The sequence below is a fragment of the Aestuariispira insulae genome, from assembly GCF_003385955.1.
In the GTDB taxonomy this organism is placed as follows: domain Bacteria; phylum Pseudomonadota; class Alphaproteobacteria; order UBA8366; family Aestuariispiraceae; genus Aestuariispira; species Aestuariispira insulae.
This window is the reverse complement of the sequence record NZ_QRDW01000002.1, coordinates 141,133-163,012: the sequence shown is the minus strand read 5'-3', so window position 1 is coordinate 163,012 and position 21,880 is coordinate 141,133. Positions and strand designations below refer to the sequence as shown.

24 protein-coding genes are annotated in these 21,880 nt (G+C 56.8%); 12 read left to right on the top strand and 12 right to left on the bottom strand.

Translation table 11 applies throughout. From position 1 onward, the window contains the following. Positions 1-21: 21 nt before the first annotated feature. Together DFP90_RS06765 and DFP90_RS06760 are read right to left on the bottom strand one after the other, a co-directional pair. Positions 22-4,203 (bottom strand): PAS-domain containing protein, encoded by a 4,182-nt coding sequence (locus tag DFP90_RS06765; protein ID WP_147300957.1) that lies wholly within the window; start codon positions 4,201-4,203, stop codon positions 22-24. Between the two features lie 220 nt (positions 4,204-4,423). Further along, positions 4,424-4,885 (bottom strand): hypothetical protein, encoded by a 462-nt coding sequence (locus DFP90_RS06760; RefSeq protein WP_115935698.1) that lies wholly within the window; start codon positions 4,883-4,885, stop codon positions 4,424-4,426. A 151-nt stretch (positions 4,886-5,036) separates the two neighbouring features. Here DFP90_RS06760 and DFP90_RS06755 point away from each other — a divergent pair, with 151 nt between their 5' ends. The 3 genes from DFP90_RS06755 to DFP90_RS06745 all read left to right on the top strand — a co-directional run bounded on the left by DFP90_RS06755 (position 5,037) and on the right by DFP90_RS06745 (position 7,691). Continuing rightward, entirely contained in the window at positions 5,037-6,290 is a 1,254-nt protein-coding gene (locus DFP90_RS06755; protein ID WP_115935697.1) for an MFS transporter, read from the top strand. A 94-nt stretch (positions 6,291-6,384) separates the two neighbouring features. Beyond that, positions 6,385-6,870, top strand: coding sequence for an RNA polymerase sigma factor (locus tag DFP90_RS06750; protein WP_115935696.1), 486 nt, complete (start codon positions 6,385-6,387; stop codon positions 6,868-6,870). Then, positions 6,867-7,691 carry an anti-sigma factor family protein gene (locus DFP90_RS06745; RefSeq protein ID WP_115935695.1) on the top strand — a complete coding sequence of 275 codons (825 nt, stop codon included), beginning with the start codon at positions 6,867-6,869 and terminating at the stop codon, positions 7,689-7,691. The genes DFP90_RS06750 and DFP90_RS06745 overlap by 4 nt, the downstream gene beginning before the upstream one ends. A gap of 7 nt (positions 7,692-7,698) precedes the next feature. Here DFP90_RS06745 and DFP90_RS06740 read toward each other — a convergent pair whose 3' ends face one another. Together DFP90_RS06740 and DFP90_RS06735 are read right to left on the bottom strand one after the other, a co-directional pair. Further along, a complete protein-coding gene (locus DFP90_RS06740; protein WP_115935694.1) occupies positions 7,699-8,007 on the bottom strand; it encodes a hypothetical protein in 309 nt (102 codons plus the stop codon). Between the two features lie 85 nt (positions 8,008-8,092). After that, the gene (locus DFP90_RS06735) at positions 8,093-9,358 is read right to left on the bottom strand and encodes a sulfite oxidase (RefSeq protein ID WP_115935693.1); all 1,266 of its coding nucleotides are present in this window, start codon (positions 9,356-9,358) and stop codon (positions 8,093-8,095) included. 363 nt (positions 9,359-9,721) lie between these two features. Between DFP90_RS06735 and DFP90_RS06730 the strand changes: the two genes are divergently transcribed. The 3 genes from DFP90_RS06730 to DFP90_RS23345 all read left to right on the top strand — a co-directional run bounded on the left by DFP90_RS06730 (position 9,722) and on the right by DFP90_RS23345 (position 12,629). Then, complete coding sequence (locus DFP90_RS06730; protein ID WP_115935692.1) at positions 9,722-10,030, top strand: hypothetical protein; 309 nt, start codon at positions 9,722-9,724, stop codon at positions 10,028-10,030. Positions 10,031-10,134: 104 nt separating this feature from the next. Then, positions 10,135-10,935, top strand: a complete 801-nt coding sequence (locus DFP90_RS06725; protein ID WP_115935691.1) for a type 1 glutamine amidotransferase — start codon at positions 10,135-10,137, stop codon at positions 10,933-10,935. A gap of 206 nt (positions 10,936-11,141) precedes the next feature. After that, entirely contained in the window at positions 11,142-12,629 is a 1,488-nt protein-coding gene (locus DFP90_RS23345; protein ID WP_115935690.1) for a M10 family metallopeptidase C-terminal domain-containing protein, read from the top strand. 85 nt (positions 12,630-12,714) lie between these two features. Here DFP90_RS23345 and DFP90_RS06715 read toward each other — a convergent pair whose 3' ends face one another. The 4 genes from DFP90_RS06715 to DFP90_RS06700 all read right to left on the bottom strand — a co-directional run bounded on the left by DFP90_RS06715 (position 12,715) and on the right by DFP90_RS06700 (position 15,180). Further along, positions 12,715-13,530: a class I SAM-dependent methyltransferase gene (locus DFP90_RS06715; protein ID WP_115935689.1), complete on the bottom strand. Its 816-nt coding sequence runs from the start codon at positions 13,528-13,530 to the stop codon at positions 12,715-12,717. A 34-nt stretch (positions 13,531-13,564) separates the two neighbouring features. Continuing rightward, complete coding sequence (locus DFP90_RS06710) at positions 13,565-14,347, bottom strand: cyclic nucleotide-binding domain-containing protein (protein WP_115935688.1); 783 nt, start codon at positions 14,345-14,347, stop codon at positions 13,565-13,567. A 145-nt stretch (positions 14,348-14,492) separates the two neighbouring features. Beyond that, a complete protein-coding gene (locus DFP90_RS06705; RefSeq protein WP_115935687.1) occupies positions 14,493-14,939 on the bottom strand; it encodes a hypothetical protein in 447 nt (148 codons plus the stop codon). A gap of 19 nt (positions 14,940-14,958) precedes the next feature. Continuing rightward, positions 14,959-15,180, bottom strand: a complete 222-nt coding sequence (locus DFP90_RS06700; RefSeq protein WP_115935686.1) for a hypothetical protein — start codon at positions 15,178-15,180, stop codon at positions 14,959-14,961. Between the two features lie 143 nt (positions 15,181-15,323). On the opposite strand from DFP90_RS06700, the gene DFP90_RS06695 reads away from it, so the two are divergent. From DFP90_RS06695 to DFP90_RS06675, 5 genes are all read left to right on the top strand, one after another. Continuing rightward, positions 15,324-16,088 (top strand): XRE family transcriptional regulator, encoded by a 765-nt coding sequence (locus tag DFP90_RS06695; protein WP_115935685.1) that lies wholly within the window; start codon positions 15,324-15,326, stop codon positions 16,086-16,088. A 59-nt stretch (positions 16,089-16,147) separates the two neighbouring features. Beyond that, positions 16,148-16,393: a hypothetical protein gene (locus DFP90_RS06690; protein WP_115935684.1), complete on the top strand. Its 246-nt coding sequence runs from the start codon at positions 16,148-16,150 to the stop codon at positions 16,391-16,393. Between the two features lie 269 nt (positions 16,394-16,662). After that, the gene (locus DFP90_RS06685) at positions 16,663-17,139 is read left to right on the top strand and encodes an HNH endonuclease signature motif containing protein (protein WP_115935683.1); all 477 of its coding nucleotides are present in this window, start codon (positions 16,663-16,665) and stop codon (positions 17,137-17,139) included. A 430-nt stretch (positions 17,140-17,569) separates the two neighbouring features. Next, the gene (locus DFP90_RS06680) at positions 17,570-17,782 is read left to right on the top strand and encodes a hypothetical protein (protein WP_115935682.1); all 213 of its coding nucleotides are present in this window, start codon (positions 17,570-17,572) and stop codon (positions 17,780-17,782) included. A gap of 60 nt (positions 17,783-17,842) precedes the next feature. Further along, complete coding sequence (locus DFP90_RS06675; RefSeq protein WP_115935681.1) at positions 17,843-18,199, top strand: DUF6188 family protein; 357 nt, start codon at positions 17,843-17,845, stop codon at positions 18,197-18,199. Between the two features lie 85 nt (positions 18,200-18,284). Here the strand turns inward: DFP90_RS06675 and DFP90_RS06670 are convergent, their stop codons facing one another. Continuing rightward, positions 18,285-18,863 carry a hypothetical protein gene (locus DFP90_RS06670; protein ID WP_147300956.1) on the bottom strand — a complete coding sequence of 193 codons (579 nt, stop codon included), beginning with the start codon at positions 18,861-18,863 and terminating at the stop codon, positions 18,285-18,287. A gap of 74 nt (positions 18,864-18,937) precedes the next feature. Further along, the gene (locus DFP90_RS06665) at positions 18,938-20,149 is read right to left on the bottom strand and encodes a YHYH protein (RefSeq protein ID WP_218044602.1); all 1,212 of its coding nucleotides are present in this window, start codon (positions 20,147-20,149) and stop codon (positions 18,938-18,940) included. Between the two features lie 266 nt (positions 20,150-20,415). Here DFP90_RS06665 and DFP90_RS06660 point away from each other — a divergent pair, with 266 nt between their 5' ends. Then, positions 20,416-21,051: a glutathione S-transferase family protein gene (locus tag DFP90_RS06660; RefSeq protein WP_115935679.1), complete on the top strand. Its 636-nt coding sequence runs from the start codon at positions 20,416-20,418 to the stop codon at positions 21,049-21,051. A gap of 21 nt (positions 21,052-21,072) precedes the next feature. Here DFP90_RS06660 and DFP90_RS06655 read toward each other — a convergent pair whose 3' ends face one another. Continuing rightward, a complete protein-coding gene (locus DFP90_RS06655) occupies positions 21,073-21,567 on the bottom strand; it encodes a response regulator (RefSeq protein ID WP_181905226.1) in 495 nt (164 codons plus the stop codon). 147 nt (positions 21,568-21,714) lie between these two features. Next, positions 21,715-21,843, bottom strand: a complete 129-nt coding sequence (locus DFP90_RS23340) for a hypothetical protein (RefSeq protein ID WP_281269693.1) — start codon at positions 21,841-21,843, stop codon at positions 21,715-21,717. Positions 21,844-21,880: the final 37 nt, after the last annotated feature.

Below are 21,880 nucleotides of genomic sequence, written 5' to 3'. Positions count from 1 at the left end.
TCGCTTGCACCGACATATCGTTCAGCTGGCATTTGCCCCCTGTCCCTGATCCGGGATCGCCGCATCGGTTTCCTCCAAAGTATCTTCCAGCAGATCGATCATTTCTTCAATCTCATCAAACCCGGCCGCTTTGGACAAATCCTCCACTTTGGCCGCCTGCGCCGCCAGGCGGAAGGCACCAACGGAAGATGACGCCCCCTTGATCGCGTGCGCGGCAGTAAACAAACCCCTGCGGTCCTGCCTGGCAGAAGCGTCTCGCAGTCCGGCCAATTGATCACGCATGGTAAAGACAAAATCATCCAGAAAGCTGATGGCGGTATCGTCGATCGCGCCAAAGGCCGCTGTCAGGCTGCTGAAATCAAACAGGGCAGGCTCGCCTTCATTTTTTGCGGTTTCCGATGGCCTGGAGAAACCGTCGCCCCCGGTTTCCACAACGCCCGCCGCCAATGCCGGTCCCACTGGAGCCTCACCGTCGGCAACTCGCATCTCCACCGCTTTTGGCAACCATTGGCGCACCCGCTTTTCCAGGCTGACCAAGTCTGTCGGTTTGGTCATGAAATCGCTCATGCCGGCCTTGAAACAGGCTTCTTCGGAGTCTTTCAGCGCATCTGCAGTTAACGCCACCACCGGAAGCGCCTCGCCACCCTTTCGGCGCAGGCTGCCGCTTTCCTCCAGATGACGGATTTCCCGGGTCAGCGCAAATCCGTCCATATCCGGCATATGGCAGTCGGTAAACAGCATGCCATAGCGGGGATCAGTTATGATCCGCTCCAGTGCTTCCTTGCCGCCTGAAACCACTTCAATGGCAAAACCCAGCTGCGCCATCTGCCGCTGGATCACCACCTGGTTGGTGATATTGTCTTCCGCCACCAGGATCAGGCAGCCCGCCTCCAGTGCCTCTTCCACGCTTGGTGCCTGATAGCGTTCCCGCGCCTTTCCTTCCCGGATTGGGATATCCTCTTCCCGGATACGTCCGGTCGCCGCAGCCGCCGCCATCACCAAGGCTTCCCGGTGACAGGGCTTCTTGACCTTGCGTAGCGCATCCTCTTGTTCACCGACGCCTTCCAGCCCGCTCAACCCCAATATGGCGGTAAAGCGCTCTGGATATTGCTCGTTTCGTGCTTCGATCAGCCCGGCGATTTCATCCGCTTCCGGCATCAGATCATCAATGATCGCAAGGTCGTAACCCGGTAGCTCACGTTCATCTGCCTCATGCCAGTTTCCGGCATCAGCCGGGTCATTCACCTGGGTCACATTCGCGCCAAAATGAGTAAGATAGCCGCCGATCAACGGTTCCGCCTGCGCACAAGGAGAAATCAGAAGGATATTCAGCCCCCGTAAATCAGGCGGCTCGCTCTGCCGGCGTTCCTCCAGGACATCCACCGGCAGGGTAAACCAGAAACGCGATCCTTGACCCGGCGTGCTGTCCACCCCGATTTCGCCCCCCATCATGGTGATCAGATGCTTGCATATCGCCAGCCCCAGGCCCGTACCGCCATATTTCCGCGCCGTGCTGCTGTCCGCCTGTTTGAACTGCTGGAATAAGCCATCCACTTGTTCCGGGGTCATGCCGATGCCGGTATCGGTGATCGAAACCTCAAGAACCGCCTTGTCACCGCCTTCGTTCCGGCCATTTACCTGCAGCGTCACCGAGCCATTTTCAGTGAATTTCACCGCATTGCCCAATAGATTGAGCAGAACCTGGCGCAGTCTCGTCGGGTCAGAACGCAGATGATCCGGCAGGTTCGGGTCCACGAAACCATAGAGCTGGATATTTTTGCCGGTTGTCCTCGCCGCCAACAGGTCCATCACGCTTTCAACCGTCTCGACAAGCGAGAAACCAAGATATTCCAGCTCCAGCTTTCCGGCCTCGATCTTGGAAAAATCCAGGATGTCGTTGATGATGTTCAATAGGCTGTTAGCCGAATTTCGAATGGTGCTGCACAGATGGCGCTGATCCTCGCTCAACTCCGTCTGTTCCAGGATTTCCGCGATCGCCATCACCCCATTCATCGGGGTTCGAATCTCATGGCTCATGGTCGCCAGGAAGACCGACTTGGCATCATTGGCGATGGTTGCCTTATTCTTGGCAATCCACAAGGAACGTTCTGCCTCCTTGCGTTCGGCCACACGACCCAGCTGCATGCCCATATCCAGCAAGGTTTGAAGGGTCTGTTCATCCGGGTTTTCAACCTCAGGACAGAACAATTCAAGGACCGCAGTCACCTTATCGCGAACCAACACAGGCACCGCGAACAAATAGCGCAAGCCATCGTCAAGCAGCAGCTGTTCCCGGGCGCCCAGATATCCCTGGCCAATCTCGCCATGTTCCACCTGGCGGCTTTCCATCACCCGACCGGTGATGCCCTGGCCCGGCAGATATTCAGAGCGCACGGTGATTTCCATCAATGGCCAGCGCGCCTCTTCATCATCCACATGCCAGACACCGTCCGAAACCAGCCGGTCCTCTGCCCCCGTCGGCCAGAGATAGGCATGCCCCGCCGGCCAGCCGAAAAACGTGCAGGTCTCCTCCAGGCATTCCGCCATGGTCTGACTGAGATTGCGCGCACTGTTGGTGACCCGGGCAATCCGGTTCAGGAAACGGATCAGGCCTGATTGCCGCTCCAACCCCTGTTCCGCCAACCGTCGCTCGGTAATGTCGGTATAGGTGCTGACAAATCCAACCCCATTCACCGCGCGGCCCTCAATCTCGAGGATCCTTCCATTCGGGCGGATACGCTCGAACTTATGCTCATCAAATTTGGCAGCCAATTCCAGGCGTTCGCGCACCTGTTCGTCGGCATCGCCCTCGCCATATTCGCCACGCTCGGCGTTATAGCGGAAAAAAGCCTCCAACGGGGTGCCGGTGGCCGCCAGTTCTTCGGGGAAATCCAGTAATTCCAAAAAGCGCCGGTTGCAGAATCGCATGTTAAGGTCATCATCGATCATGGAGATGCCCTGGGACATATTTTCAAAGGTCACCTGGATGACTTTGTTTTGTTCCTGCAGAACCAGCTCCGCCTCTTTCTGACTGGTGATATCCGTGTCAGCGCCGCGATAGCCCAAAAACCGGCCATTTTCGAAAACCGGGATGCCATTGACCCGCAGATAGCGTATTTCACCATCCTGGCCTGTGATGGCATAATCCAGGTCCCGGAACGGCAGGCGCGCCTCCAGATCGGCAAAATGGCCGAGCCATTTTTTAGGATCTTCGGCAATCTGTTCCTCCGTCACAAATTCCTGACGGGTGTGACCGATCACATCGGCTGGATCCACATTCATCACCTCGAAGAAACGGCGCGAAACGAACGTAAAGCGCAATTCGTCATCAGTCTCCCAATACCAGTCGGTCGTCGCTTCGGCGATATCCCGGAACCGCTCTTCCGATTGCTTAAGCGCCTGCTCCATCTGGCATTGATGGGTGATGTCCCGGAACATATTCAGCCGCCCGCCACCCGGCATCGGATTGCGCTGGATCAGGATCACCCGCCCATCCGTCAGAGGCACTTCCTCGCGATGGACCTGCCCGCGTTCCAAACAGGCCGTGATCTCGGCGCCATAGGCCTCCAGATCCCGCTCCGGAAAAATCCCGCGTTCCAGGTCATATTTGAAAAAAACATCTCCATCGATGCCCACTTTCCGGAATCGATCCGGAAATCCAAACATCTCGAAATAGGCTTCGTTCCAATGCATCAGGCGGCCATCATGATCAAAGACCGCAATACCGTCTTCCATGGCCTCCATGGTCATTTCCAGAAGATCGGCTTTTTCCGCCAGCGCTTCAGGATCCGGTCCCACATCCGCCCCTTTCAACAGGCTGGTGCAGACTGCGGGCTCACCGTCCCACTCAAAACGGTGCGAGGCATTTTTCAGCCGTATGACCTGTCCTTCACAGGCATGGATCTCCATGGAATATTCGTCGGCAAGATTGTTGTCCGCCCCCGGCTCCTGATAGGCCCGCAAACGGGCCTGTTCCGCCTCAGACAGCAATTCCCCCAAATGGCCAAGCGCCAGGATATCCGCCGGCCCCTCGAACCCGAGCAAGCGGGCACAGGACAGATTGGCATAAAGCGGCACCAGATCACGATGGATCAGAATCCCCGCGCTGGACCGGTCGGCCATTATCCTGAAGGCTCGATCCGTCTTAGAGGCCAACGGATCCGATGCCTCTTCGGCCGAGTTATCCGGAGAAAGAGATCTCAAACACCACTCCTAAACTTTTGCCAGATCCCACTAGACTACGCGAAACAGGCAGACAAGCGCCAATCCCGCACCATCTTGTTTGGTTCACGACGTCATCCAACCTCCGCTGGAGTCAAATGAGGCACTCGATAGAATTTATGACGGATAATGGTGAAATTAGGGTTAAGTCCCGGCCCCGTCGGTTGAAACCAGGTCAGCGAAATTCTTTCCAACCCTTCTGTTAAGTTGCCAACAGCAGCATGCCCCCCTCCACGCCCACACCCAACAACAGACCAAGCATCGAATAGCCGCCTTTACGTTCTATCCACGCTTCACGTTGCTCCTGATCAGAAAACATCACTTCTGACCGGTTGATGCAGCGTCTCGCCTTCCACACAAACAATGCGTCGGCAACGCCAGCGACCATCGGGTTATACAACAGGAAAAAAATCACCGAATTCCTGGGAAAAATGATGAATACCAAGATTGGAATAACAAAATAGAGGCCCCCCATGAAGGGCATTTTCCGGTAAAAGAACCAAACCGACCCAAACAGGATAACCGCCCAGTTCAGGAAGATCCCAATCTCCCCTTTTTCCTGAGCCCGGAAAATCTCAATCACACGATCGGAATTATCCCCCACAAAGAGACGGAACAATGTTTCCCGCTCCTCAGGTGCCCCCTTCAACTCCTCAAGCCCCAATTCATTTCCCCCAGTGTTCGTATCTACTTCTACTATTCTGTCGGAGACTCGTTTTCAACGTCTAGAACAAACCCGATTTTACTCTCGCCTGTTGATCTTAGGACCGTTAAGCTGTTCCAGCCAAACAATTCTTGTAACCGGGGCATCGGGCATGTGGACCGCGATCAAATCAATTTCCTCCCTCCTGCTGAGCTACGGTTTGCTGTTGCTGGGCAACGGCATGATGGGCATTCTGCTGGGCCTGCGCAGCCGGATTGAGGGATTTTCAACCGAGATCACCGGCCTGATCATGTCAGGCTATTTCATCGGCATGCTGGTGGGCGCGCTGTTTGCGGTCCGGGTGATCGCAACTGTCGGCCATGTCCGCGCCTTTGCCGCCCTGGCCTCGCTTTTATCGGTGGCGGTCCTGGCCCATGTGCTGATTGTTGATCCTGTCGCCTGGTTTGTCCTGCGCGTCATGGCCGGTTTTTGCATGTCCGGCATGGTGATGGTGGTGGAAAGCTGGGTCAATGAACGCTCCACCAATGCCATGCGCGGGCGCATCTTGTCACTTTACATGATTACCAACTATCTGGGTGCGGGCCTTGGCCAGTTCATGATGCTGATCGGTGATCCGGCCGAATACCAGCTCTTCATCATTGCCTCCATGGTCTATTCCTTTGCCTTGGTGCCGGTCCTGCTCTCCAGGGCCAGCGCGCCGAAACCCAGCTCGCCCCAGCGCATGCCCTTTAAGGATCTATTCCTGACGTCGCCCGTCGGTGTGATGGGCACCATCTGTGCCGGGGTCGCCAATGCCTCGCTCAATGGCATGGGGGCGGTCTTTGCCCGGGAAATCGGACTGTCCGTCGCCCAGGTTTCCACCTTCATGGCCATGACCATTCTGGGCGGCATCGCGCTCCAGTTTCCCATCGGACGGCTGTCCGACCGGTTTGACCGGCGTAGTGTTTTGATCGGGGCTTCTGTCTTCACCGCCCTTTTGGCCCAGGCAGCCCTTTGGGCCACCGACCAGCCCTTTATCATCCTGGTGCTGATCATCACCGCTTATGGCGGTTTTGCCTTTGTGGTTTATCCAATTTCTTCCTCACAGGTAAATGACCTGGCCGATCCCGACCGGTTGGTACAGGTAGCGTCCGGCTTGCTGATCGCCTATGGGATCGGCGCCAGCATGGGCCCGATCCTGGCCGCCCAGGCCATGGCGCGTTTCGGTGCCGACGGCTTTCTCTATTTCCTGACCGGGATCTATTGCTTCCTGGCCTTATTCATCCTGGTGCGCATGACCCAGCGTCGCCGGGCGGTCCGGCCAAAGGCCCCCTTTCTGCCTCTTGGCTCCATGGGCACCTCCAGCAAACAGCTCTATACCGCAGCGCTTTCCGATTCCGGCCAGAAAGAGGAAGATACCCACTGACATCCCGTTTTCGCCACGCCCCCTGAACGGGCGTGTTCTTGACAATATTCTAATATAAACCGATCCTGACATCCTATCGGGAGCCATTGAAGCCATGTCATACAGAACGATCCTGGCCGAATTGCAGCCGGAATGTCAGGCCTATGCGCTGGCAGTTTGCCGCAACCGGGACGATGCCCGCGACCTGGTTCAAAACGCCTTTGTGCGGGCTATGACAACCTCCAGCCCGCCAAAGGATCTGACCAAGATCAGGTCCTGGATGTTTCGCATCATCCGTAACCTGCATCTGGATCTGGTGCGCAAACGAGCGGTGCGCCGGGAATATTTTGAGGCTCGCAGCCGTCTCAATGAAGAGGTGCAAAGCCCGGCCATCTGTCCGGAAGACATGATCGCCTTCCGCCGGGCCTTTGAAAAACTGACCCTGGCCCATCGTGAAATTCTCTATCTTGTCGATATCGCCGGGATGACATACGAAGAAACCGCCCAGGTCATGGGCATTCCCGGCGGCACGGTGATGAGCCGGATCAGCCGGGCCAGAGCCGCTCTGATTGCGCTTTGTGACGACGGAAAGTCAAAATGATGGCCCCAGGCAAGAACAATGACGAGCAACCAAACATGGCGGCGGTGAGCGAGCAGGACTGGATTTTGCTGAATGGCTATGCCGATGACGCGCTCTCGGTCGAAGACCGCCTGCAAATTGATCAGCGCCTTGCCCGGGACCCGGCATTCTCTGAAGCCTTAGCGAAAATCCTGGCGAGCAAGGCCAAAATGCGTGCGCTATACGTGGGCGACCAATATCAACCTGCTGCCGATCCCGTCCGGAAGACAACCCGAACAGCTGCCGGGCAGCAGCGTTTCCACAAGGTGGCGTTAGCCGCAGGGCTGGCCGCGTTGATCGCGGGAGCGGCGATCCTATCGCCCGAGCAAATTGAAACCGGGCCAATCGCGCTCGCTGACGGTCTGCATGAAACCTTCATGCAGCGGGGTTATACGCCCTTTGCGGCAGGCTTGAAAAATGCCGCCCGGCCGTCCGATCCGGCCCTGCCAACCGCCCCAGACCTCACCTTTGCCGGCCTGGCGCTTGTGGATCATCTTTATGAAACCGTCGGGCAAAAAACCCGGATCGGGTTTCACTATCGCGGGCGCAACGGATGCAGCCTGACGGTCTTTTTGTATCGAACCGAAGCCGCCACAGCCTGGCCGGAGGCTGAAGACCCCGACCTTACCCGCACCCTCTGGCAGGAAAGCGGTTATCTGATCGCAACCCTGTCCAAGGGAATGGCAGATGACAAATTCCGCGATGCCAGCCGCGCGGTCCGGCAAAGCCTGTCTCAATGGTTCCGGCGCGACGACAACCTGATCGCGCAATTGCCGGTGCAGGATTATCCGCCCTGCGCCTGACATTACATCAGTTCGGGAAATTTGGCCGGTCGGTATTATAGTTTTTGCTGAGATAATCGATCACCAGGGAAAAATCTGGCTCCTCAATCTCGGCCATGCCCTGTTCCTCCACCATCCAGTCCAGTAATTCGATCCAGCTCTCCCGGCTCAATCCCTGCTGGGCGACGATGCGCTCGGAATGGCAGGCGCTGCAATAGCCATAAACCTCTTCAACCCCGGTATCTTCCACCAGAATACCATATTCAGAGGCACCGGCAGGCAGAGAAAATAATCCCGTCAGCAGGAATGCGCTGAAACCAAGAACAGTCTTTTTCATTGATACCCTCACATTAAAAAGTGACGGATGCGGCCGGCCCGGTCATTGGACCCTGCCGCACCCGGTTCACCGGCTTCCACCTGGATCAGACAACCTTAACCGCCACCCGGTGCATGCTGTTATTGAGATAGCCTTTCGGGTTCCATTTGATGGCATGGGGCTGGCCCTCGCCCGCATCATCCACCGCACGGGCCCAGACCTCATAATACCCCGCCTGCGGCAGTTGGATCGTGGCGCGCCAATTCTGCCAGGCCCCCACATTCACCGGCAGGTCAAGCTCTGCCCGCTGCCAGGTCGCGCCAAAATCAAAGGACACTTCCACATGATCGACCAATCGATCCCCGGACCAGGCATGACCGCGTATCTCAATGGCCCGATCCTTGGTTTCAGCGCCTGTGGCCGGATAGGTGATCAGGGATTTCACCGGCATGCGCTCGATGATCACAAAATCCTTTTTATCGACCTTTTCACCTGGCGCCACCGGACGGTTCGGTACGCGATAGGCGGTGCCGGTCATTTTCGGACCATCATGCACGATATCGCGCAGATAGATCCGCTTCAGCCATTTCTGGGAACAACTGCCGGGCCAGCCCGGCACCACCAGGCGCAAGGGCGCACCATTCATCGGATGCAGCGGTTCGCCATTCATCTCAAAGGCGATCAGGATATTGTCGCTCATCGCCTTGGCAATGGGCAGCCCCCTGGAGATTGGCAGCTTGTCCGGGTCGCCGGAAAGATGACTGTCAGCCCCTTCATGGGCGGTGTAAACAACACCATCCTGAACACCGGCCGCCTCCAACACATCCCGCAGGCGCACCCCGGTCCAGTTGGAACAGGCCACCGCGCCCAGGGTCCATTGGTTGCCTTTGGCCGGCGGGTCAAAGGCCGCCCGGCCGTTACCACCACATTCAATGGTCAGCGCCATGGTATGGACCGGGAATTTCTTTTTCAGATCGGCGATGCTCAGCGTCATCGGCTTTTCCACCAGACCGTCAATGGTCAGGGTCCAGCTATCCGCATCCATCTCTTCCGGCGGCAGACCGTTATTACGGATGAAATGGCGGTTGGTCGGCGTGATCGCATCATCCAGAAGATGCGGCGGGGTTTCCGCATTAACCGGCCGGTCATTGAGCAGGGTCAGGCCGTCTTTCCCGGCAAGAACATCCATGTCTTCCGCCAGAGCCACCGGCATGATGCCGGACGGCATATTGCGGGCAAACGGCACCGACATCCCCAATAGCGCGCCCAGCGACACGCCGCCTGCTGTTTTGAGAAAGCGGCGTCTCCCCGCTCCCTGCAACTGATCTCCTTTTTCCTCCCTATCCACGGGCACATTGCTGATTTCGGACATTAAGTCTCTCCAGTGATTCCGTTGTGAATACCCATAAGACGGCTGAGCCGCTTATTTCATTCCAACTTTTGTTGAACAAGACGGGCAGCCATCCCGCCATGGTTAAAATGGCTTTTAACCACACCCGTTTAACCTGCGAACCATAAGGAAGAAAGGAGATTTTTCCCTTAAAAATCAATGATATGCATACTAATCAACGCTATAAGGGTGCTCGCCTGGCAGAAGATCTTGGGCTCCGGTGTTTGACCGGGTGAAGATGGCAGGCATTTTCTTCCTGCGCGCTAGCTTCCCCATTCCACTTAATCAAACTTTAACCGTCATACGTTAATGATGGAATCTGGCTGCAACATATGGGGGAATATTATGTTGAAATCCAAAGCAACCCAACCGGAAATCTCCGGTCTGGAGACCCAGACCAATGTGGAGAGGCTGAAACAGGCCAACCAAACCATCCAGGCCAATTACGACCATCTTGAACGCATCGCCGGCGCCATTGAGAAACTGGAGGAAAGCTGGGAGCTATCTGATCAGAAATTCAAGCGCCTTCGGAAGAAAAGCGAGGAAAGCCGCGCGTTTGCCTCCGCATGTCAGGATGCTTGGAATTGCGGCGATCTAGAAGAGATGATCCAGCGACGCGACCAACTGCGCACCCGGCTGCAGGATCAGGTATAAAAGGCGTCGTTTCCGGGACAGGGTTTTTTGTCCGTTTGTATTATTGGCGAGATGGGAGGAGGTGACAATTTCACCAGCCTAATCGCCAACAAACGGATAAGACCATGCCCAGAATTCTGATCGTCGAAGGGGACACACCCGATCTGCTGGATCGGGCGGCGCGTCATGGCCTGCCCGGCAATGCCGGTATCTATGCCCGCAGCCTGCTGGCCATTGACCCAAACCTGAAGATCAGTGTGGTGGAACCCTATGCCGCCGGCTTCGATCTGCAGGCATTCCTGCCGGACGCGTTTGACGGCATTGTTTTTACCGGATCCAACGTCCCTTGGTCCGTGGCCGCACCGGATGCGCGCCCCTTGCGTGTCACGATGGAAACGGCTTTTCGCAGCGGAACGCCCGTGCTCGGGTCCTGCAACGGCATGCAGATGGCCGCCCTGTTGCTGGGGGGGGAGGTTGCGGAATCACCAAACGGCATGGAGTTGGGCATTGCCCGTGGCATCACTCTGACGGAAGAAGGCCGCAGCCATCCGTTGCATTCCGGCAGGCGGCCGGTCTTTGCCTGTCCCTGTGTCCATCGTGATGAGGTCAGAAGATTGCCGGATGGGGCCGTCCTCACCGCCTGGAACAAGCACACACCGGTCCAGGCCATGGTCTATGAAACGGGCGGCGTCACCTATTGGGGCATGCAATATCACCCCGAAGCCACCTTACGGGAATTTGCGGACCTGATCTCGCTCCCCGGCTGCATTTTTGCCGAAGGCGGGGATCTGGTTGATGATTTGCGGGTCGCCGATTCGGCTCCGCAAGGCGACGCTGCCCGGCGACTGGGTGCATCCGAAGATGACTTGGAACCCGCCATGCGCAGCCGTGAACTCGCCAATTGGCTCTCTATGCTCGCCACCTGAATTCTGAAAAAATTTTAATATCGCGCGCTTGCCCCAACCCCTGGCGGGAAGCCAAAAACCGCAACCAAAAGCACCCTCATAAATATGTTTCGAATATTTTTTACTATTTACAGGTTGTATTTTTCATGCTGCCTTCACTCACCTATAGGTAAACATAACGCCGAATAGGTAACAACTATAAATCAAGCCTAAACAAGGAGTGAAAGATGGCAACTGCACCGCAAGACCGCCTGGATGCGGTCACAAATCCGGACAATCTGAAATGGGGCCGCCGACGGATTGGCTCCGGTGCCACAGTGACCTACAGCTTTCTGAGTTCTATCCCCGGTTACTATGACGATCTGATCCCGCTGGGGGCGGAAGATCCGTCCAATAACTTCTCGGCCTTCACCACCGCGCAACGCGATGCGGTGCGGGATATTCTGCAAATGTATTCCGAGATCGCCAACATCACCTTCATCGAGGATTCGACCGGTGTTGGCGATATGACCTTTGGCAACCATTCCATGGGCGAAGGGGTTGGCGCCTATGCCTATTATCCCAGCCTGGAACGCAAATACGACCCGCAGATCGCCCCGCTGAGCGGCGATATCTGGGTCAATGCCGACCGGGAGGCCAATTTCACCCCCGTTGAGGGCGAATGGAGCCACCTCACCCTGATCCATGAAATCGGCCATGCGCTGGGCCTGAAACATCCGGGCGATTATAACGCGGGCGGTGGCGGCACCCCTGGCCCCTACCTGCCGGAAAATGAGGACAGCCACCAATATTCGGTCATGTCCTATCACAGCCACCCGGAATATGGCCGGGATGAATCGCCGGTCACGCCAATGCTCTATGACATCGCGGCGATCCAGAGGCTCTATGGTGCCAACATGACCACCCGCACCGGCAACGATACCTATAGCTTCTCTACCGAAACAGAGTTGAAGGCCATCTGGGACGCCGGCGGCTGGGATACCTTCGATGCCTCCAATCATAGCCAGAGCGTGCAAATCAACCTGGGCGACGGGCAGTTCAGCTCGATCGGCGGGATCAACAATATCGCCATCGCCTATGGCGCGACCATCGAGGCCGCACGCGGCGGATCCGGCGATGATACCCTGACCGGCAATGATGTGGATAATGACCTGTTCGGCGGGGCCGGCAACGATACGCTCTACGGCAATGACGGCGTTGACTGGCTCTATGGCGAAGATGGCGACGATATCCTTTATGGCGGGGCCGGCAATGATGATCTTTATGGCGGCAACGGCAATGACACCCTGGTGGGCGGCGACGGGGCCGACTATCTGGATGGCGGTGCCGGGAACGACATTTATGAATATGGCAACCTGTCGTCCGGCAGCAGTGTCACCATTGTCGATTCAGAAGGGTTCGACCGGGTAATTGTAACCGACAGCGGCGACAGCCTCATGGCCGGCCTGGATGATGGCGCACTGGAATTCACCTTCTCCAACGGGTCCACCTTGTCACTGGACAGCGCCATTGAGGAAGTCCAGATCGACACCAACCGCAATGGTGAAGCCGGTTTCTATCTGCTGTCTTCCGAGAATATCAGCCTGTTGGTACAGGCCATATCCGGCTTTGGCGCAGCCGGTGCGGTTTCCTCTGCCATGGCAACCGGCATGCAGGCGGCCAGTGGTGCCCATGAGGTGATCCTCGCCTCCAGCTGGCATTCCCGGGCGGCCTAACCTGCCCCCTCCCTTGCCCGGAATGCGTGGCAGCCCCGGTGATCCGCCGGGGCTGCCTTTTTATTAATCCGCCCAATAGGATCCGTCAGGCCTTGACCGCCTTCAGGGAAAATGAAAGCGGAAAACCGCTCACGCCGTCAGGCAGGCGCAGCATGCCCTCGCCCGCATCGACCATGGAGGGAAAAAGGGACCAGCAGAGCGTGTCATGCTCATTAAACATCTCTATGGCCAGACCCGCCGCCATTAAACTGTTCAAGATGCGCGACAGGGGATGGATCCAGAAATAACCGCGTTGGTTTTCCAGCACATCCTCGTCACCCGTATAGGTATGCGCCTCGTCAAAGGCCACCGGCTCTGATCCCTGGAAATAATCAAAGCTCGGCACATAGCGTCCCTCCACCTCATCAAGCGCCAGCGCCGCCGGATGGCCTTCCACCATATAGAAGAACCCACCGGGTTTCAGAAATTCAGCGATGATCTCCGCCCAGCGCGGAATGTCCGGCAGCCAGCAAATCGCGCCCCAGCTGACAAACACACCGTCAAACAAACCATCCACGTGATCCCGTGCGTCATAGAGATTGCATTCAACGAAGGTGCCGGGCACCCCGGTTTCCTCAGAGAGTGCACGGGCGTGACCAATCGCGCTGGGCGAAAAATCCACCCCGGTCACACGCGCACCGCGCCGGGCCAGACTCAGGGTATCCAGCCCGAAATGACATTGCAGATGCAGGATCCTCTTGCCCGTGATATCCGGCAACTCCCGCGCCTCGATCGGCAGCAGAATATCCGCGCCCTTTTTAAAATCATCCACCCGGTAGACCCCGGTGGTCGATTTTACATGGATATCGGCACTCTCATCCCAATGTCGCCGGTTCGCCTCATAATAGTTTTGATAATCCATTGATACACTTCCCCCGTTAAAGCTGATGGTTTTACTACTCACTCAGCGTGATGATGAAACCGACCGCGCTATCATCACCGCCTGCCATCACCCGGTTCGGGCCGGGGCTGAGCTTTTCCACCGCCGCCCGGTCAAAGCGGCTTATTTTCTTGCCATTGACCCGGGTTCCGGCGCGCCCGCCCAGATCGCGCACACAAATTCTGTCATGACGGTAGATCAACTCAAAATGCGGGCTGGCAAAATCACCGCAGGTCGGCAGCGACAGTTTCAGCGAATTGCGGTTAAAGGCTGCCGCCCCGTTACCGCGTGCATTGGCCACCGTGAATGGCAGGACCTCCGCATCAATACCTTCATGCAGTTGTTCGGCCACTTCCGGCGTGGCCGCCTCAATGCGGATGCCATAGGGCAGTTCGACCCCCTCGCCGCCCCAACCATTGAGCAGATGGGCATGAGGCACCTCCTGACCGGTGCCGTCAGGAAACTCATAGGCGTTACGCAGCCGGTCAGACAAGGAAGCCACCATTTTGCGCACGAATTGCGGGGCCTTCTCAAATTGCTTGCGTGCCTCCCGGGAGGACAGCGTCAGCACCTCGGTTTCCTCCACCGCCTTGGCGGTCACCGTATGGCGATGCTGACCGAAAACCGCCCCCTCACCCAGGATTTCGCCCGCACCCAGATGGGCGATGGTCTTTTCCACCCCCTCCAAATGACGTTGCAGGGCAATCCGCCCACGCACGATCACCATCACACTGTCTGATGGGTCCCCTTCCAGAAACAAAGCCTGCCCCTGCGGAAACACCTGTGCCCGATGTTTCATCCCGTCACCCGCACTCGTTGTAAAAAACCTGCCAAAAGATGCCTCCCGATCCGGCAACCGTCAATGACGCGCATCAAACTATCGGTACAAAAAAAGAGGGGCCGTCGGCCCCTCCCCAATCCCGCTTAACACAGGAGAATACTCATCAATCAAACCCGTCGAGATACCGATCCAGCGCCAATGCCAGCTGCCTGGTTGCTGTGCCATGGCGCACCTTATGGCAATCCTCCCATTGCCGCGGCCCCCAATTGTCGATCACCATGTCATAGGTGAGCTGCAGCAGGGTCAGCCGCTTCCCACCCCGGTTCGCAATTTCCTGTCTGCCCGCCCAATCGGCCCAAGCCTTGTAACGGTTGCGATAAAGCGCCGCCTCGCCATCCCGCATTCGGGCAATGGGATCGACAAAGCGCCTTGTCCCGTCCACCCGTGGGCTGGAAATATCACGAGCCGCCGGAAACAATCCGCGCCCAAAGGCATGCCAGATGCGGCGGATATCCTCCACCGCCATCAGCTGATCGGATTTCAGCCGTCCCGTCGCCTCCAGCTTTTCCATCACATCCCGGCGCAACCGCTGGCTTCTCTTGTCCGTCATATTCCCCCTGCCTCCCGCTTCAGTGATGGCCAAACTGCACGATTTCCTCGAACGGGTTTTCCCCGGCCTGATAGGCATCACCGCGCCGGCAGTCCGGGCAGATCCGTTCCCCCGCCCAGCTGCTGGGGAACATCCGCCCACAGCCGCCGGCCAGGCAGCGGCGCAGTTTTCTTTCTTTTGTTTCTGTTTTGTTCTTTTTTAAGGTTGCCGGATCGTAATCCGGCTTCCGGCAATAGGTCATGAAGGATCCTTTCCCCGAAAACGGTGGCGCTGTGCCTATGGCAATGTCTGGCTGTTGATTTCCTGAATGTTTTCCACTATGATGATTTTATACATCATCGTCAAGGAAAATTTTCCACTCCTACGGGAAGAAGAGACCCCGCCATGCCAGAGGATAATACACCGCAATCCATCACCCATTCCGACCCGGCCGACATCGCCGCCGAGGATCTGCCTGGCCGGATCCGCCAGCGGCTGGAAACCTTGGGGATCAGCGCCAATGCCGCCTCCAGCCGCGCCGGCCTCGACCGGACCAGCCTGAAATCCATATTAGACGGACGTTCGAAAAACCCGCGGGCGGATACATTGCTGAAACTGGCCCACGTGCTCGATTGCACCTTTGAATGGCTGGTTTCCGGCGCCGGGCCTTCTCCTGCTGCACCCGCCGGTCATCCTGCATCTTCTGAGATCATAGCCGCGCGCCCGGCAGGTGGATCCGCTTTTCCCCCACGCCATGAAATGCCTTTGAATGTCCCGGTTTTCGGGACCGCTGCGGGCTCTCTGGGTGAAGGGGCCTTTTCCCTGGAAATGACCGCGGTCGACTATGTTCGACGCCCGCCCGGCATTGCCAATGCCGCCGATGTCTATGCGGTCTATATCGAAGGCGACAGCATGGAACCGCGTTTCTATCCGGGCGAGCTGGTTTATGTGAACCCGCACCGCCCCGCCCGGCCCGGCGATTTTGTCGTCATCCAGATGCAAAACGGCCTGCATGCCGAAATCCAGTCCTATTGTAAAAAACTGATCCGCAAAAGTGACGAGACCCTCTATCTGGAACAGTTTAACCCCAAGACCAATCTGGAACTTCCCCTGGGTGACGTACGCGCCATCCACCGTATCCTGCCGTTAAACGAACTGATGGGTATCTGACTCTTGACGATGTATATATTCATCATTATGATGAATATCCAACATCACATGGGGGAAAAATGCTGCATTGCCAGGACATTGCAGACCGGAAGAACCGGTTGAAACAGGGGCTGATGGCCTTTGCCTGCGCCCGTGAACCGGACCTGGATCACGATGAGTTGGAAAGCTATCTGTCCGATGGGGTTGATGAAGCCTTCGGCCCGAACATCACCTGCGAAAATGAGCGCCTTGAACAGGCGGGTCGTGCCGAGTCGCGCTGGCAGCGCCAGGAACAAGCCCTGCTCCGGTCTTCCCAGGCCCCCTGACGGCGATTTCTCAAAAAAAATTCCCGACACCGGATGCCGTGAGCGTGGGGCTTAGCAAGGACGGTTGCGGAACCGGTTTGATTTCCGATTCCGTCCGATTCCGAAAAGAGTCAAGGGGACTCTTGACCGAGGAATCAAATCACTTCAAGGTGATACTCGATTCGGTCGCGATTCCCCTAGGAGTCGCAGCTTATCCGCCAAACGCATTTTTCATGAATACGGACGGCGGACCGGCCTTTTTTTGACCCTGGCATATATTGAAACGCACGATGCAAGACGAAAGCTATCAGCCCGACCCACAGCAGTCCTTCCTGGAATTTGTCGATGTCCCGGATCAGGACCCAGAGGATTGTTGGGTCTGGAAAGGCCGGCAGGTCCTTGGCCACGAAGGGCTGGTCGCCGCCATCGGTCTGCATCCGGGTGCACCGATCGTTACCGCCTATAAACGCGCCTATGAATTGTTCAATGGCCCGGTCCAAGACGGCATGACCATTCATCACCGCTGCAGCAATCCCAATTGCGTCAATCCGGATCATCTTTATCTGGTGCGCGCGCCGGAACCGGAAAACCAGAACCGCAAGGGCGGCGTTTTGCAGCGCAGCCTGCTGGCGAGGCCTTCGATGGCAAAAATTCGCAACCGGATCGCCGCAGGCGTCCAGGCCAAACCCATGCCGGAACGAAAAGGTTATCGCACCATCACCACCATCCGTGCCGGCCGCCATCAGTATCTGAGGTTCGAGGACTGATTCCAGCCCGCCTCCCCCCTAGATTTTTGTGATTCCCATTACCGGCTTTTTTCGCAGCACTAAGGTGGCATAGGCCCTTACCCAGACCACCTATCCGCGTCAACAAGCCCGGCAAAACCCTTTGATCCGGTTTGATTTCCCATTTTTCTCAAGCCCTCGCCACCAGGCAATCCACCACAGAAAATGGCACATCTTTAAGCTTACAGCAGAACAAGCCGACTCCCCTACCCGTGTCGCAATTAGTTATCCAACCATTTGAAATTGCGTGAAGTTTTCCCGAAAAATTTAGCTAAATTGCAATCTATAATCGTTTACAACCCCTTGCTTCGGCGTTAGCTTCACTTTCGTGGATGGGTATCGTTGAATACTGCAAGTCTTCCGATGGCAGCGGAAAAGAGACTTGCGGCTGCACGAAGGAGGAACGGGTGACATGTCAAATGTCCCGGTTGACGATCCGCAATCTGTTTCACCGCCGCAAATCACGATCGATGGCGATAATGCATTGATGGAAGCCAAGCTGATGATGGCCACCTGCCGCACCAGTGAGGATGCATTAAAACTTTTGTTCGCCGCCCTGAACAGCGGCACCATTAGTCAGGAAGGCCTGGAAGAAACGGTCTCCCTGCTCCGACGCTATGGCTGAGGTTTGAACCAGACAATAACCGCTTGAACGACTTACCTGCATAAATGAGAGGTCACATCCATGTACCCCTTGGAAAAGAATATCGACCTGAGCTTCCTGATCGGCCGCACCCTGCGACAGGTCTGCGTGGAATCCCATCAGGTGCTTTTGAATTTTGACCAGGACCTAACCATCACCGTCGAAGAAGACTGCCTTTTGAGCATCGGTGCGGACCTGAAAGCGATCTCCGCCAACAATCCGGCGGAAAGCAAAGAGCTTGCGCTTTTGCTCGACCAGAAGATCGAGCAGGCAAAACCGGTGGATGAGGCCAATCTGCTGCTTGAATTTTCGGGCGCCCGCCACCTAACCCTGCTGGGGGCCAGCGACAAATATGAATGCTACAGCATCATCGACTGGGAAAACCATATTGCCGTTTGACTGTGTGGCTGGAGGGGCCGCAAAGCTGGCGTAGCATCAAGCGGCCCCTAATTATTATCCCGCCAAATTCTGTGCGCCCGCCCTCTCAGTCCCAGCGGACCACCACCTTTCGCAGCCTGGCGGAATAGGCAAAACCATCCGCCAGCAAACGCCCCTCAAACATTTGGCGCAACTCCGCGACCAGCAGTGCGTCCTGCACACGAAGCGCCTTGCCTTCCCTGACATCATCCTTGGAAAACCCGATCAGCAAATCGTCAGCCGAGCGCCGAGCGCCCGCTGTCTCTTGCCCAGTTTTGTCCGCTGGAAAACCGTTTCCAGGCTGAGTATGGGGCAATAGGATTTCCAGTACGGGTGAGCCGCGCCGGCCAAATCTGACCCCACGCACCCGCCCGTCAAACCGCGCCAATCCGGTGGCGACCAGATCGCCGACAAAGGCGTTGTATGACGGAACCAACCGGACAAGTGCCTGGGCCTGGGCAACCGTCACTTCCTCGGTCATGAAATGCGACATTCTGAGATGCGTGCCATGATATTCACCATAGCCCAACTTCACCATCTCAATGGCGTCATGCATATATTCTTGCTGGGGAGAGTCTTTTTCCTGGGCCTGCGCGCCAGCCGCCACCAAAAAGATCAGCGGCACCACAAAAAACAGCCTGCTCAATTTCATTCCCCATATCGTGACCGGCGGCAACCATCAGCCCGCTGCCCCTCCTTTTAATCAGCTGGCAAAAACAATCAATAGCGATCCGGATGCAGCGCCCGCATCAGATCCTCCACTGGAATGCCGAGGGTTCGCGCCGCCTGTTCAAAATTGGGCGGCGGAGGGCCGAGGGCCGCGCGCAATTCATTCATGCTGATGCCAAGGCGCTGAGCCGCGGCATTCAGATCCGGGCGACCGCCGCCGCCCTGCGGCATTCCGCCCATCCGCGGCCCTCCCTGCCGGTCGCGGACACCGCGAACCTTTTCACCGGGCATATTGGCAATCCCCCCCTGGCCGCCTCCGCCGGGCTTGCGCCGGAAACTGCTGTCGGGGGTGCCGGAAAAACAGCGCGGGATATAGGGGTAGCTGTTGGTCAGCACATAATGGTAAATGCCATCGGGATGTTCCGGGGTCGGCGCAAAGCGGCCATTGCATTCATCCAGATCCCCTAGCCCGGCGACATATTCGAAATCCCGGGTGTAGGTGCCGTCATAGCGCCCGCCCGGCCCCTCGCTGCCGCCCGGCCGGTTGCCATCCTTCAGACGCCAGCTGGATTTCAATTCATGGACCGGCCCGATTTTGCCACTGGCATAGCCCTCCGGGCCATAAATCGGAAAGCCGTCAGCCGCATAGCCCAGCAAGACCGGCCTGGACCGGTCGAACTGATTGATCAGGCCGGTGGGCACCGCATGATAATGATAGCTACCGTCCGGCTGGACATGGGCGTTATTCTGGTCCAGCCCCAGCATCACGCCGCTCAGGGCATCGATATTCCAGCCTGAGCGCCGGTCGCGGTTCCAATATTCCGCGGTCAACGGATCAAACACCACGCCATTGATCGCGATTCCAAAGGGCATATGCCCGATCCATTCCACCCGGCCGCTTTGCTCCGGCCGCAATGTCATGCGGAATTTATATTCCTGCGCGGTGATGCGGTTGGGATTGGACCTGTTGGGAAAACTGCCGGTGTCGTGATCCGGCAACCCGTCCGCCTCGATATAGCGATAACCACCGGCCTCATCGATCCGCATGCGGGCCTCTGCCTCGGCCGTGGAAAACAGCAGGTTGAGGATATCAATCATCGGTTCGGGTTTGGTTGCCCCTTCATAATGATTGCCTGTCTCCTTGATACCGTGGGCCATCCCCTGGCCGGATGCACCCGCCATCAGCGCCGCCGGGATCACCATCCCCACCAACAATCGTCCCCGCCGCCGGCGGAAAGCGGCAATTTTACCAATTAATTTCATCGTTATGTCACTGGTCCTTTGACTTGAAAAGCCTGCCCCAAAGGCATCATGCGCCTGATCCGTTTCCTTATGGAAAACTCGGAAGGCAAATCCATGCGACCTTGATCATATCATCGAACAGCGCCGGGGTGACCAGTGGAAAATCTGACAGTTTCCAACCATAACTTCATCAAAAACCAACTCACCCTTGCCTCGCAGTTTTTTTTCTTCTATATTTATTTAACTATATTGTTAAATAAATAACATTCCAGGGAGTTTCGGCCCTCATGACAGATCTGACGATCATCGGCATACCGCAATCCACCTATGTGCGCTCCATCCGCATGCTGTGCCTGGAAAAAGGCATCGAACATATCCATGAACCGGCCATGCCGCACAGCGATGCGGTCACCGCCATCAATCCATTCGGTCGAGTCCCCGTCATGCGCCATGGCGATTTCAAGCTCGCAGAATCGGAGGCCATCGCCCGTTACCTGGAAAAAAGTTTCCCCCAAGGCCCGGCCTTCCTGCCAACAGATCCCATGGCAGCGGCCAGTGTCGATCAGTGGATCTCCCGGATTAACACCGAATATTACCGCCCCTGTATTCTGGATTATCTGTTTGGCTATATTTTCCCCAAGACCGAGGATGGCCAGCCGGACCGCGCCAGGATCGACACAGCCCTGGAAAGCGTCGAAAAATGTCTGAATCTGGCGGATAAATCCATCGGGGCCTATGGGCATCTGGCCCGGGAAGAGCTGTCCTATGCTGACCTCGCCCTATTCCCGATCCTCTTTTACCTGTCACAAACACCGGAATCGTCGGCCATGATCGCAGACAGCAATCATCTGTCAGGGTATATGGAACGCATCGGTGAACGCGACAGCGCCCGGGCCACTCTGCCGCCCCCGCCGCCGAAATAACAACAGATAAGGCTATATTTCCTAAACGCCTAAGCGGCGGTCCGACCCGGTATAATCCAGCTGGGACGCCCGCCGCCTCCGGTCCGGTCCGATATAGCCGTCAAACGTCATATAGGGCCGATCATCCCGCATTACTTGCAGCAGGCTTGCCCGCACTTTGTCGGCTTGCAACGGCTTGACCAGTATGTTGTCGACGCCACACGCAATGGCATTGCCGACACTTTTCTCCGACCGTTCTGCCAACAGGGCGACAATCTTGCTGTTGGTCACCATCCCTTCGGCAGGGTCACGCAACCGGCGTATCACCGACAGGGCCTGCTGGGTTTCATGGGTATCATCAATAATGATGAGATCCACCTTTTCCAGCCGGCATTGATCCAGCAGGCCGTCCGGATCCTGAAACAGGGTGATATGGCGAAAGCCCGTGTCGGACAGGGCTTTTTTTGTCAGGCCAATGGTATGGGCTCCAAGATCAAAAATGGCGAGATTAATATCCAGCAATTCATCGACGCGCATGTCTGCTCCTTCGCCCAAGACGGCATTCGAACATAACCTGGCCATCCCCTGTCAGAGAGGCCAACCCAGTATCAAACAATAATGCGAAAGAAGCGTTAATGCCCTTTGACCGGCACCCTTTTCGGCGGTCACCCCGCCCAATAGGCCCTAGGCCAGTGTCACGACACCAAGAAGCCCTGCTAAAAACACAACCATCGTGAAGGCTACCCCCTCAACAACACGCCAGAAATTGCGATCAAAGGCCTGCTCATTGCCCCGTCCGATATCTCGGATCATTCGTCTTCCCCTCAAAAACGCCAGATGTGTTTTCCCT